Here is a 13,958-nt window from a genome sequence, read left to right on the forward strand (position 1 = left end):
CTTGAATATAAGGTCGAAAGGCGATCGCGTAAGTTTCTCAGGCTGTAGGCGGTCGTCTTTTGTTTTCCCTGTAATTATCATATTAGTCGCTACGACTAACAAAATCAAGGCTAAGACTAATATATTTTCTGCTAAGATTTACATGATAGTCGATGCTACTAAAGGGGCAAACGCAAGGAGGTGTAAGTTAGATATGCTGATACTTTTAGAAGAATCAATGCCGATCAAGTGGCGCTTGGCTGTATTAATGGCTGATAGAGAGATAGATTATAAAGAGCTTGCCGAGATGACAGGTATGCACCCTGTAACCATCAGCAAGCACAAAAATATTCGTGTAATGCCAGACAGGTTGGAGAGAGAGACATTAGAGAAATACTGCAAAGCTCTTAAGTGCCAACCTGGTGAGTTGTTAGTTTATGTACCAGATGAATCAAAAGACGAAGCGTCATAGCCTATTGCTTTTGACAGGCATTTCAAAGACATTCTTTTCTCTAAGCTTTATCCATCTCATGTGAGCGGGACTTTTACACTTAGATAAAAAAATGACAAACCCACAAGTATTACAGACAGCGATTAACGGAGCAAGCAACAAAAGATTTAAGATGCCTAAGTGGGGATTAGTAACAGAATTTACATTTAATAGCGCTCATTACATTAAAGATTATGATGGGTTATGTGGTAGAATGCACGGACACAATTACAAAGTCCGAATTGAAGCAACATCATCAAAACTGAACTCCTCAGAACATTGTCCTCATCCAGTCATGGTTGTTGATTTCAAAACTTTGCGTTGGGCAAAGCAAGATGTAACAAAAGGAGGACTTGATCATTGTGTTCTTAATGAGGTCATGCCTTCTGAGTATGAAACAACGGGGGATATGATTGCTAAATATATTTATGACGTAACCAAGAAGCGAGTGCCATCTGATTTGCAGTTAAAGGTTGCAATGTCTGAAACACCTAATTCTTGGGTAGAGTATGAAGATGACTAAATCCTCCTTAACAAAACCCTTGGTTTCAACTAACATAATTTCACGCCCTCGTATACTGATTATTACTTCTTGTACAGGAGAAAAGCGTTTTAAACCAGCAAACCAACTAACAATAGAAGATTTTAAAGACACAGAAAGATTAACAGAACGCACAAAATTACTTACAAAATTCTCTTGTCCGTCTGGCCAGATGTACACAGGGCTGCAACATCTACGGGTAATGGAGGGAGTAGATATCCTACGATCGCGCTTTGGAAAAGAAGCGGTAGATGTAAAAATCATCTCAGCAGGTTATGGGCTAATCACTGAAGACAAAGTTATTGTCCCTTACTCCGTCACTTTTAACTCAATGAAAAGTGCTGAAATTTATTCATGGGCAAATTTTATTAAAATACATGAAAGTTTTCAGCAAGCAATTGTTGAATATGATTTAGTGTTTGTATTATTGGGAGATAAATACCTCAGAGCTTTAAACTTACCTGTTGAGACTCATCAAAATCAGACTTTAATATTTTTAGCTTCCAATAAAAGTCTAGATTGTATAATTTCAGGCAATGCCAAATCAGAAGTATTAACTTTTTCTAATGCAGATGCATCGCGCTTTGGCTGTGCTTTAGTAGGATTGAAAGGACAATTACTAAAGTTAATTGCTACTGAAATCAGAGAAAAACCTGATTTATTGGAAGAACTACATAATAATCCCCAAACATTAGAGCAAATTTTAAATAACCAGCCTTATCAATTAGAACTGCCTTTAGAAATTCCATTATTAACAGAAAAAAAATCTAAAACAAAAAAGCAAGCAAAAAATAACAAATTGCTACAAGAAGATTTATCTACTTATTTAGAATTACCATTGGCAGTTAACACGCATTTAGCAATGCAGTATTTCATTCCTGAATGGGATGATAAAGTAGATGTTGGTTATGACTTTTTACAAGATGAATTTAGCCTAAATCGGAAAGCATATAGAGATGATATATATGCTCATGAAATATATTCAAAACCTAATTATCACGGAATTCTAGTATCTAAAGTAGTTGTTGATAAAAGAAAAAGTAAAAGAGCAGACATAGAAAATATAGGAGGTATTCATAATTTTATAAAATTTCAAGATAAAATCATGGGAGATTGTGGAGCTTTTGGATATATTAAGCAGGAAGAACCTCCTTATAACACAGTAGAAATTCTAGATTATTATGAAAAATTAAAATTTAATTACGGAGTAAGTATTGACCATCTAATTGTAGGCCCATTTGCAGAGCCTGGAGTTAGAGAGAAGCGCTACGATTTGACTTTGCGAAATGCAGAAGAATTCATATCAAAACATCAGAAAATTGGATACAATTTTACTCCTATTGGTGTAGCTCAAGGTTGGAGTCCTGAAACTTATGCTGATGCAGTAAAAACCCTGGTTGAAATGGGATATGACTATATTGCTATAGGAGGAGTTGCCAGGACACGAACCATAGAAATTTTAGAAATTTTGAAAGAAGTTTATCAGCATTTAACACCCAAAACTAGATTACATTTATTTGGAGTAGGGCGGATTGATGCTCTTCCTTATTTTCGCCATTTAGGAGTAACTAGTTTTGACTCAGCAAGTCCATTACGTAAAGCTTGGTTTGATGCAATAGAAAACTATCATACTTTAAGTGGTAAAGCCTACGCTGCTGTCCGTATTCCTTTTGTAGATAAGCAGTCACAACGAATTAAGTATTTGCTATCGTCAGGTTATGAACGCGAAACTCTAAAGCAGCTTGAGCAAGAAGCACTGAAAGCTATTCGGGAATACGATAAAGGCAATATATCACTAGATGAATCTCTTGATAAATTACTTGCTTACGATGAGTTATTAGAATTACCTCGCAACGGTAAAGTAAACCCAACAGCTAAAGCTAGACGTTTAAGGCAACACACTCGATTATATAGGGAATTATTAGAAGTAAAACCTTGGCAGGAATGTGAGTGTAAAATCTGCCAAGACTACGGAGTAGAAACAATAATTTTTCGTGGTAATGACCGCAACCGTAGACGCGGTTTTCACAATACTTATGTGTTTTATAAGCGTTTTCAAGAATTTCTCAAGACTGAAAATAATCTTGATAATTTTAATGTTGATAGTACTGAATAATAAATTTGATATAGAGTTAAGATAAACTCAATTTAACTTTATTAAGATAAATATGAATATTGAGCAGAAATTCCTCCCTGTCTTTTCAGTAGACTGGTTAGGTTTATTCAACAGATTAAAGAATTTAGAAGGGAATTATGGGATTCTCGCACCTATTTCATCTAATAAAAGTCTTCTAAGAAATATTCGTGATTTTGGAAAACCCTTTTTTATAGATAGTGGCGTTTTTAGAAATCAAGATTGCCCTTGGTATTATGAAACGCATTCTGAGTACCTTGATAATCGTTGGGTGCGTAAACGAAAATTTGCTTCAGAACAGCATTTGCGGCATCAAGTCAGAGAATATCTAGAACGCTGCGATCAATTCTCGCCTGATTTTATTTTTACACAAGATATTTTTGGAGAGCCATTACTGTCACTATATTTAGCCAGACTAACCTGGGAAGAGTATTGGGAAAAGCAAAGAAACTATACTTTGATTGGTGTTGTTCAAGTAGGATATTCAATTTATAATTGGCAAAAAAAACTTGTTCCTCAATTAAATTCTTGTCCTCCTCATTATGATTCACCCAAAAGCTTCCTAGCTTCTCTAATCAGTGCTTATCGGGACATTGGTTATGATTACATTGCTTTGGGAGGATTGTTGAAAGTTGATAAAACTAGAACTACAGGCTTAAAATTTGGTCTGTCTACAAAGGAGTTCGATGAACTTCTCGCTTGGAGCAGACCAGAATTTGTCTTAGGGGGACTAGCGTTAACTCGCACAGAAGTATTGAGAAAGCACAAAGTCTGGGCAGATTCTACAGGTTGGCTGTGGTGGAATGAGAAATATGACAGTAAGTTTCGTGACAGAAATGGCTTTCAGGAGGTTTTAGAACTAACAGTTGGCTTAGATAATGCCACTTACGGGTGTAACACCTACAAATTCTCGTAAAACTCGATGACAAGCACTAATAGTCGTTTTAGTATTTGAAACAATAGCTTCTCCCTGACTCCCAACTTGTGTAACACCTCGGTCTTGCCATAGTTGATTATTACGTTTCCAGTCTATTTCTTGTAGCCTACTTAGCCACTGGGCGAGGTTTTCTGCTGGAACACCCTCTTGATATAAATCATGGGCTAACATACCTAATGCTTGAAAGATGGGAGCGCTCACCGCTAATGACTCTTGTCTCTGAGCTGCCCGTTCTTCTTTACCTTTTATACTCCAAGGTTTTTGGAGTATAGCGTTTGCTGCTGCTGTCCAGAATGTTGTAGCCCAGTCAATTAAAGATTCTAAATTCTCTTTTGATTGCAAATGTGGAAACATATGCTGGGTTGCAGCAACCAAAGTTGCTAGTGTCAGAAGTTTAGGGTTGTGTTTACCTAAACTAGTTTCAACCATCTCTACGTTGTTATTGAACTGGGGAATCTTTTGGATCAGTTCTTTAGCAATAAAAACTGTAGGTGATCGCTGATCAAATAGATGTGAGAGCGATACACTTGGTCTTTGTACTAAAAGGTTTTGGTCGCGGAATGCTTGGCGTTCTTCCTCCAGCGTCAAGCCTGCGTATATCAACACGCCTATTTCTAACTTTGACAGGATAATTGCATACTCTGACTCATGTTCTTCAATGTCCTGTAACGCTTGACGAATGCCATAGCATCGATGCTGACCGTCTGTTAAGCGCAAACTAACAGAATGGTAAGGAAGGTAGATATTACCATCTCTGTAAGTTGGCGATGGTTGCACGTTAACGCAAATTGGCGGGAAAAAGGTAGTTCCATCCTGGTAAGTTTCCAGGATATATCGGGCTATTGCTTTAACCCGTGTCACGTTAAGTTTGCGTTGGGCAAAGTCCGGTAAATCTGGGATATTCGGGATATAGAGATGACCGTCATTCAGCAATCGTGCAACATCTCCAAAAGTGATGCTGGCGACATAACTCATATGCTCGCACACCTGACCGCGTTGTACAGGCACGCCTTTGATAACCAATTCAAACATTACTTCGCTTTTCCTGTAGGTTAACTTAATTTTTCCTAAGCTTGGATACAAGCATACATGGTAGCAAAAATTATGTTTGTGTATTTATGCTGGGGTGAGATATGTAGCAGCGGTAAAACTATTGCCTCACCAAGCACGGATTCCAGATGAAATTTATCCTCAGTTGTACACAATTAGACACTCATGTGAGCAAATGCTTGCTCCAAATCGAACTAGCGATGCCCCAACCGTACAAGACATCGTAAATGTAGCACTAAAGCGATTGATTAGTGATTGGCAAGACGATGAAAAGCAAAATTTGCTACGTAACGAACTTCTTGAACAACGCAGAACTGCCCGTTTAAGTATGGGTCGGAGAAAAAGTGAGGACAGCTAAAGGTTGTCATCTGATGCGAAATTAACTAATTCTGGCTTACTAGGTTCATCTACCTTACAGTCCAAAAACCATGAGCTTAGACTCTGACACCATTAAACAGCTGGCTGATGAAGTTCTGACTTTCATTGAACAACGGGAAGCAGAACAAGTTGCCTATGGCATTTACGATGTAACAATGGCAGGGGTTGAAGTAATTGATAATTTCAAACCCTCCGAAGACATTGTATTAACTGCTGAAGAAAAAACAGAAGCACTCAGAAAGGCTTTAGCACAACTTGCAAATGACTTGCAAATTATCCGGTTTAACCAGGTAGAGTCTCCTGATGACTGGATTTTTCGCAGTCGAATAGCAGAAACTGTAAGGTTGTTATCAAAACTCCGTCAAAGAATTGTTCGAGATAACAACCTCAAAGCATCGCACCGCATCAGCAATAGCAAGCGTTTAGTAGCAGATATTAAGTTTAGTGTCACTTCTCGTCGCGTACCTCGAAGGAACATTGCAGTGCAAAAGAGCATGACACCTTTACTTAGTGGTAATACAGAGCAACAGCGAACAGCAAACCTACTTTTAGAGGTAATTGACACCCATCTACCGAAGCTACGGGAGATGAGTGGCTTCCAAAAACGAACTTTAGAAAGAATCCTCGAAGCAATCGAGTTAGAAATACAAGAAGGTATTGAAAAAGGTGTTGTAGTTACTGCTAGCACAGGAGCGGGTAAAACCTACGCCTTCTTTTTACCCGTACTCGCCAAGATGGTGCTGGAACGTTGTTTGCGAGGTCGAGAAGGGGTTAAGGCCATTTGCATCTACCCACGAGTTGCACTGTCTGAAAATCAACTTACTGATTTTATTGAAGTATTATTTTATCTCAACCAAGTTCTGGCAAGGCACAATCTTTCAAAATTGACGATTGGGGTAGAAAGTGGTGCAGCAGTTTACCAAATACGGGACTTCCAGGATATAACTCCCGATCGCCAACAGAAACTGTCCAAGATGCGAGGCTGGAGTTTCAGCGAAAAGCCCAGTGGTTATCTATCACCGTTTGCTTACTGTGTAGGTACAGACAGCAAGGCTTGCAAAACCGATAAACAAAGATTGCTCGTCCGTCCCACAGATCCCAAAACTTTAATTTGCCCTATCTGCGATAAGCGATATCCCTTTATACAATTTTCTAGGGATGTCATGGCAGAACATCCACCCGATTTGCTCATTGCTACCACAGAATCACTTCATCGACGGCTGTTATCAACAAAATATCAATACCTGTTTGGTAATGATAAGTTTTGTGCGCCTTCAGTTGTGATGTTAGATGAAATTCACCTACAAACTTCAACTGCTGGGACTCAAGTAGCACTTCTGCTACGACGATTGATGGCAAGGATTCGTTTGGGTAAGCGCGATCGCAACGAACAAAGTAATTTAGCATTTGTAGGGTTGAGTGCCACTATTTCTGAACCAATTGAATTTATTTCTGAGTTATCTGGTATACCTGCTCCTCGCATTAAACGGGTATATTCTCAAGATAATGAAATGCAGACGATTGGTGCTGAACGCTATATATTTGTCCGGGCTGAGGATAACGAAGATACTGCTGTAATTTCAACTTTAATTCAAACAGCAATGTGCGTACTGCACACAATGCCACAACCATCAACAGGTTCAGACTTAAAGCGCTACCGAACATTTGGCTTTGTCCAGTCTTTAGACATTGCAGGTCGCTGGTTATACCAGATGGAAGATGCAGAGAAAATAAAACCAGAACAACGCAGAGAAAGAGAAAGATATAAATCGCAAAAAACGCCTCTTGACCAAAGGCAAATTAGGTACATTCCATTATATGCGTATCGATACCCACCATTTAATCGGCAACTTTTTCCTAACTTCTTTGGTTCCAATTTTAGTTGTAACTGTAATTGTCATAAAAGTAAAAGTCCAGATTTAAATTGTCCATACTTCCAAGCAGGAGAATGCTGGTGGGTACTCAGCCAGAAAGATAAAGCACGTCAAGAATCTCTAAATATTAAACGGAAAACGGGGAGCGATCGCTCAATTACCATCGAACCTAACGATGACTTAATAATTACAACAACTGCATTAGAAGTTGGTTACGATGACGAAGCATTAATGTGTGTTTTACAATACACAGCACCTGCAAATGTCGCTAGTTTTGTGCAACGTAAAGGTCGAGGAGGACGGAAAGTTGGCACGCGACCGATTGTAGTTACGGTACTCAGTCCCTATAAATCTACTGACTTATTTTTGTTTCGTAACGAACACATCCTTACAGACCCTACTTTCCAAAAACTGCCTCTCAATTCTCAAAACCGATACCTGCAAAGAATTCATGGGTTTTACGCTTTCTTTGACTGGTTAGCTTATCAGGCAAGTCGTACAGGAATTGACCTCGAACTCGATAATTTATCTAGGCAAGGGTATGAGTATCTAATAGAGCAAAGTGTGGATTTGGGAGTATTGCTGGAATTTAAAGATTATCTCAAACAAACTTTTGCAATACCAGATGATGCGATAAAACAGGTACTTGACGATGAGTCAGAAGGATTTTTGTGCCAGATTTTCTACGAAGGCTTGATGAAAGGGGTAAATCCGCAGTTTGAGCAAGAAAACAAGCTACGCGTTAATAACACTAGAGCTTTGTTGTATAAGCACTTACCGGAGAATTTATTTTCTGACATCAATTTGCCAGAGGTGCAAGTTGACTACCGTCCCGATAATCACAACCCCAATAAAAAGCCTAACTCTGAAAGCATCAGTTTGGCGGTGAGCGAAACAATCCCAGGTAATGTAACATTTCGCGGTGGCGAGGGTTCAACTTGGATACCACCAGAAATTTCCGATGGTGAACCACCCCGAATAGCCATTAATCGGTACTATAAAATTAGCCCCCTAAACTACCCTCCGAATACAGTTAACTTGCCAACACGGGCGCTGAAGAAAGTAGACATTACTAAAAAAAGTACCAACTTTCTGAATTTATATCGTCCCACTGCGATTAAGCCCAAGCAGTTTAGTCGAGACTATAACTCATCATTTTGGTGGTGTAACCCAGAAACAGGAGAGTTATCTGAAAGCCGTACATCTGAGAATGCAGCGCAAGATACACAATCATTAGCTCATTCCTGTTCGGCTAACGCTATCAGTGCGGTAGCAATTCGCCCTGTCCGAGGTGATACTCCCACGCCCGCATATACCCTTAAGCCTGGTCATTCTTCGCTTAAGAGCGATCCATTAGGGCAAGAATTAATACAACGAGTTGTTTTTTACAGTGACGAAACTGCAAATCTTAATTTATTAGATGTGCAGCGAATTATTTTGGGAAGTGAGTACACGATTAAATTCCACAATTCACCAACTGAAGAAATTCGTGGAGTCGTGGGTTTTACAGCAGATGAGGAAAGTCTAAGCAACTGTGCTTTAGGATACCAGATATTGACGGAGGGAGTTTGTTTTGACCTCAATCCCGATTTGCTAACAAAGCTCCAATTCTCTGCTTCGACACAGAAAAATCTGTGTTATCATGCCATCCACCACGCCTTTGTTAGTGTTCTCACGGTTGAATATCATGAAAACTACTTTGCTGCTGAATATCTTGTTAATGTGCTGCTGACTATAGCAGATAGATGGTGTGGTGGAGAAGGAGGAACACCTGAAGGACTGCATGATTGGTTTACTCGTGGTAATAATCAGTTTGACCGTTGGTTGATAGAAGCAATTAACGAGATACAGCAGTTGTCCCGCAAAAATCAACAAGCTGTTTACCAATTAATAAAGAGTGACAATGATTACTTATCAATATTTTTGAACCTATATGCTGAAATTCATAGCGGTGGATTGCGCTATCAGCAATACTTACGGGACAGCTTTCAGTATAGTCTGACTCAAGCTTTCAAGTCTGTAGCACAAGAAGTTGCAGGTGTTGAGGCACTAAATTACGTTGCAGCATGGACTGAGTTACACGCTGACTTTGAGGGAACTGCTGCTGACCGGATCTGGTTGTACGAAATTGGGATGGGGGGTATTGGTGTAATGCGGGCAACCCATGACTTGCTACGCAACCATGCCGATAAATTCTGGACAACCCTTGCCAACAAAATGACTCGCTGTATCACTGCCCAAGAGGAAGCATTTTTGCGTCATTTATTAGCACAACCTGAGTCTTGGTTAGAAGGATGTGCAACTAGAGTAAATCAAATTATAGCAGCAGGTAAATCTAGCGATCGCCAAAAGAAAATAGAAGAGTTAATGGCACAGGTACGGCAACAACTAGGTATACCTATGCGCCAAACTCAACTCAAAGCTTTACTACGGGTTTTTATTCCCGACTACATTCAGCAACTAGGCGATACACCTCTGGTTAACTGGCGTATTTTTCGGGAAATTAACCACGAGTTTCTTCCCTCGTGTGCTGAACAGTTAGGACGTGACCCTACATTTACTGAAGCATCGGCGCTACTTTACCGCAAAGTAGTTAAAGCTAGGCGTGACAAACAACCACCGCCCTATCCAGAGTTAACACGTTTACTTGAAATTTACGAAGCCGAATATGGTGCTTCGTTACCTGAAGCACGTAAAGCATTTGAAGCAGGGGTAGAACGCCGGATGCTTTTAAATTGTCGCTGCAACTGCTCTAGTTGCTTAGACGACCGCAGTGGCGACATCGAATCACCAGGTTTAAGCCGTCATCTGCTGAACCGTCCTTTACTGACGGAATGGTTAAATCAGGTTCGCACTCCTCAAACCCTAGAATTAGATGGCACTGTAAGCGGTGCTAGCATCTGTGACAGAATGAGTTCCTTGCTGGAAAATGGCTGTCAAACGATTTATTTACGGGTAAAAACCGATAATCTTACGTCCCTCTGTGCCACAATTAGCTACTTGACGGACGCAGGCATCGACACAGATACCGGTATGGTTTACCCAATGATTACTGATATTCAAACCATCTACCCTAACGATTTAAGACCAAACGAAGTACCTGTCATTCAAGTAACAGTTCGTCCTATAAAGTGAGGTTCCGCCAGTGACAAAGCAATTAACTCAATTGCAACTCAGTGGTCAGGCAATGATTTACAACTTTCTGCTCAATGAGATTTTAGCATCACAATTAGAGGGCAGTTACGAGTTTTGGATTGTCTCACCTTGGGTAACAAATTTACGTTTAAAAAAACCCTACTATGTCTCTTTTGGGGAAATTGTAGAGACAAAACAAGAAGCATTACACCTGTTTGACATTCTGCATCAAATGGCCGCCAATGGGGGTAAAGTGTACATCACAGTAGGTAGTGATAAAGAATATCATCCAATATTAAGACAACTCAGCAACAAAAGCGATCGCATTCAGGTAAGGGTACTTTCCAAACTCCATACCAAAGCATACGTTGGTCGTTACGGTGCTATTAACGGTTCACTAAATTTAACTGATGGGGGAGTTAATCAAAATTTTGAACTCTTCACATACAATCATGACGAACGGAGTATTGCTGAATTACGGAATATATGTGTACAGCATTTTGAACAAGGATTACTACTGTCATGACGTTTGGATATCAAATTGAGGCAAAATTGGGAAACGCTGACCAAGTTGGATTGCGTTTGCGGTGTAATGGGCAAACTCAAGCAGTAGAAATTCATCGGGAACTCAGGCAAGCTGAATTTAAAGTTACTAATCCAAGATCATCATATCATGACGATTATACCCACTTTTTTTATGTTACTTCCACAGTCAACAGCCTTGATAGCGTAATGCAAAAAATAGAAGCCCGTATCAAGGTTTCAAACAATGCTAGTGTTGTTACAAAAGAAGCAACTTTAAAAGACTTTAAATCATGGCAAATTCTATTTCGTAAAGCCATCAAAAAATTAAATAACGATCATGTAAATTCTACAAGTTCAGTACAAGAAATTAATCCAAATACCCTCGAACAAAAAATTTCTGCTGGACGGCTCATTGAAGTTGAAGATCATCTACTTCGGCAAGCTGATTTTAATGATAGCAATGCTCTCAGAACATTAATTGCACTTTACGCCAAGACAGAACAGCATGAGCAATTAATAAAACTTTGTCAAGTTAAATATAATAGTATTCTTGCTTTACCTGTTTCTGGAAGGTTGGTAGAGCAGTTGGTAACTGCTTATCTCCAGCATTATCAACAAACAAAAGAACAAGAATTATTACGTTCTGTTCAAGCATTAGCACAAGAATTCTTACCCGAATTAGAGCGGTTACGCCAAGCCAACAGAGTACGAAAACTGTTGCATTTGTCCTTAATCTCTCAAGAACCCCTACCAACAATAGAAGGAGCTACACTCACCGAACAATTGACGCAGTTATTAGAAATTGAACCAGGTGAACGTATTTCCCAACTTGAGAAACTCAAAGATAAATATCCCAAAGCTATTAATGTACTACTTGCTTTAGCTGATTCTTACGTATCAATTGATAATCCTGAATATGCTTTACAAATATATCAATCAATTACCGAAAAGACAGAAGAGTTGCAACAACGTTATGCAGAACTACTTTTAAATATTCAACGCTTCCAAGAAGTAATTGAATTATTACCAAGTGTAATTTATGAACTGTCACCAGCATTGGCAGGATTGCGTGGTGCTGCTCTTTATAACTTAGGGCAGAAAACACAAGCTAGTGAATTCCTAGAAAAAGCATGGCAAGGGGGTGAACGTAGAGTTCAAATTCTGCTACCTTTAGCAAAATTATGGGCTACAGTTGGCGATCCAGTCAAAGCAGGGGAGGTATATCAAATACTGCTAGAAACAGCTGATGAACAATTAACATTGTCAGACCGCGCTTTAATGGCTAGAGTTGCTAATCTTGATGGTTTTGGTGATATTTCTGACGAAGATAAAGTTAGTTATTATGAGTCATGTGTAAATTTTGCTGGAGTACATCTGCGGGATTTATTAGAGGCAGAAGAAATATTAAAAGACAGATTAGATTTGTGGAAGCAGTTACAGAACACATCAGGAATGATCAATGCTTATGCTGACTGGCTAGACTGGCTTGCTAATGTAGGAAAGTGGGAAGATTTAAACAAAGAACTAGACATCTTAAGAAATTTTGCAATCCAACAAAAAATCAGCACTCTCCAGTATTTTGAATTACTTGAAGGACTGGAAGTATATATCAATTTGCAACCCACTTTACGTCAAAGTTTAGTAAATGACTACTTTGGTTTAGCTATTGCTGAAGTAGATAACGCATTACGTCAAGAAGAAGTCGAAGCACCTTTTTTTCAAGATTTAAAACGTGCGTTACTCTGCCTTAACTCGGATTCAGCGAATGAGCTTGTTGAGTATCGCCAACAACGTCGTGCTGAGGCTACTAAGCTGGATGTACAAGTAGCTTCAGATGAAAACACAGTATTAAGAACCCAAAACTTGGCATCTGTACGTCTTGCGTTGGTCGGTGGCCACCAAGCAACTCGACGAGAAGTCATCCGTGAATTGTGCGAAAACTACGGTTTACAAAATTGTGTTGAGGTTGCCCCATCAAGTGAAGCATATATAAGTCGCAGTAATGTACAGTCGCAAATAAGCAACTGTAACTTGATTGCAGTAATTACTGGATATATGGGTCATGATTTAAGTCACATTGTCTCTGACTTAAAAAAAGATGGCACTTTAACAGGTGATGTATTTTTTCTAGCTTGTCGGGGTAAAAGTGGTGTAGTTCGTGCAATTCTTAATAGTGTGCAGTAAGAAAATGGCTGATTATACACGCTCAACATAGTTACAGCACTTTGCGCGACTAACTGGTACAGTAGCAGCAGTGAGAAAAATAGTTTTGGAGTTGCTGGCTTGAGCATAAGAGGACTCCTAGAGACAACAGTTGTACTACTGCCAAAATATTTTTTGGTGAAAACTTGCGGATAAATGCTTTGAGTTGCCACCAGAGGTCATCTGCAACAACATCTCGGATGCAATCCCAGTAATCCAACCTTTTATTTTGTGTAATTTCTGTCTCTGCTTGACTGCTTCGTACTGTTTTTTTTGAGAGTGAGCTTCTGTTTTTGAAGAAATCTGCACATTGCACTCTCACTTAACCTTACCCCTGTCTTTTCTTCCCAATACTCACAGTATTCGGCTAGGGTATAGTCTAGATGTTCTGCTACCATTTCCTCTATCTGTTGTTCATAACCAGATAGTTGGCTCGGTTTTCCTCCAGTTGCTACACTTGGCTCTATTGTCCCTTTTTCTCGTTTTCGCTTCACAAGGTCTTGTACTGTATTTTTATTTACCTTGAATCTTTCTGCTACTTTGCGAATAGATGTATTTCCCGCTTCGTAAACGCTAATAATTTTCTCCCGCAGGTCTACTGAGTAGGGTTTCATCTGATTTTTTACTTTTATCTTCTCAACTACTGTACCAAACCGTTACACAAAGTGCTGTATCTGCAAGACGTTCTTAATGTTCTTATCTTCAAGGGTTTC

11 protein-coding genes are annotated in these 13,958 nt (G+C 39.3%); 8 read left to right on the forward strand and 3 right to left on the reverse strand.

Annotation, left to right across the window (positions count from 1 at the left end; genetic code table 11):
• Window positions 1–217: 217 nt before the first annotated feature.
• From AC5JMF_RS03030 to AC5JMF_RS03045, 4 genes are all read left to right on the forward strand, one after another.
• Window positions 218–451: a helix-turn-helix domain-containing protein gene (locus AC5JMF_RS03030; RefSeq protein ID WP_495794248.1), complete on the forward strand. Its 234-nt coding sequence runs from the start codon at window positions 218–220 to the stop codon at window positions 449–451.
• A gap of 151 nt (window positions 452–602) precedes the next feature.
• Complete coding sequence (locus tag AC5JMF_RS03035) at window positions 603–992, forward strand: 6-pyruvoyl trahydropterin synthase family protein (protein ID WP_495794285.1); 390 nt, start codon at window positions 603–605, stop codon at window positions 990–992.
• Window positions 985–3,126: a tRNA-guanine transglycosylase DpdA gene (gene dpdA, locus AC5JMF_RS03040; RefSeq protein WP_495794249.1), complete on the forward strand. Its 2,142-nt coding sequence runs from the start codon at window positions 985–987 to the stop codon at window positions 3,124–3,126. Before AC5JMF_RS03035 ends, dpdA begins: the two co-directional genes overlap by 8 nt.
• Window positions 3,127–3,178: 52 nt before the next feature.
• Complete coding sequence (locus AC5JMF_RS03045; protein WP_495794250.1) at window positions 3,179–4,060, forward strand: hypothetical protein; 882 nt, start codon at window positions 3,179–3,181, stop codon at window positions 4,058–4,060.
• On the opposite strand, the gene AC5JMF_RS03050 is transcribed toward AC5JMF_RS03045, so the two are convergent.
• Window positions 4,016–5,113 (reverse strand): DNA sulfur modification protein DndB, encoded by a 1,098-nt coding sequence (locus AC5JMF_RS03050; protein WP_495794251.1) that lies wholly within the window; start codon window positions 5,111–5,113, stop codon window positions 4,016–4,018. The genes AC5JMF_RS03045 and AC5JMF_RS03050 overlap by 45 nt on opposite strands.
• A 76-nt stretch (window positions 5,114–5,189) precedes the next feature.
• Here AC5JMF_RS03050 and AC5JMF_RS03055 point away from each other — a divergent pair, with 76 nt between their 5' ends.
• The 4 genes from AC5JMF_RS03055 to AC5JMF_RS03070 all read left to right on the forward strand — a co-directional run bounded on the left by AC5JMF_RS03055 (window position 5,190) and on the right by AC5JMF_RS03070 (window position 13,227).
• The gene (locus AC5JMF_RS03055) at window positions 5,190–5,489 is read left to right on the forward strand and encodes a hypothetical protein (RefSeq protein ID WP_495794252.1); all 300 of its coding nucleotides are present in this window, start codon (window positions 5,190–5,192) and stop codon (window positions 5,487–5,489) included.
• A gap of 70 nt (window positions 5,490–5,559) precedes the next feature.
• Complete coding sequence (locus AC5JMF_RS03060; protein ID WP_495794253.1) at window positions 5,560–10,518, forward strand: DEAD/DEAH box helicase; 4,959 nt, start codon at window positions 5,560–5,562, stop codon at window positions 10,516–10,518.
• 10 nt (window positions 10,519–10,528) lie between these two features.
• A complete protein-coding gene (locus AC5JMF_RS03065; RefSeq protein ID WP_460339626.1) occupies window positions 10,529–11,044 on the forward strand; it encodes a phospholipase D-like domain-containing protein in 516 nt (171 codons plus the stop codon).
• The gene (locus tag AC5JMF_RS03070; RefSeq protein ID WP_495794254.1) at window positions 11,041–13,227 is read left to right on the forward strand and encodes a hypothetical protein; all 2,187 of its coding nucleotides are present in this window, start codon (window positions 11,041–11,043) and stop codon (window positions 13,225–13,227) included. Before AC5JMF_RS03065 ends, AC5JMF_RS03070 begins: the two co-directional genes overlap by 4 nt.
• 49 nt (window positions 13,228–13,276) lie before the next feature.
• Here AC5JMF_RS03070 and AC5JMF_RS03075 read toward each other — a convergent pair whose 3' ends face one another.
• The gene (locus tag AC5JMF_RS03075; RefSeq protein WP_495794255.1) at window positions 13,277–13,465 is read right to left on the reverse strand and encodes a hypothetical protein; all 189 of its coding nucleotides are present in this window, start codon (window positions 13,463–13,465) and stop codon (window positions 13,277–13,279) included.
• A 4-nt stretch (window positions 13,466–13,469) separates the two neighbouring features.
• Window positions 13,470–13,859, reverse strand: coding sequence for a helix-turn-helix domain-containing protein (locus AC5JMF_RS03080; RefSeq protein WP_495794256.1), 390 nt, complete (start codon window positions 13,857–13,859; stop codon window positions 13,470–13,472).
• Between the last annotated feature and the right edge of the window lie 99 nt (window positions 13,860–13,958).

The organism is Desmonostoc vinosum, from assembly GCF_059505385.1.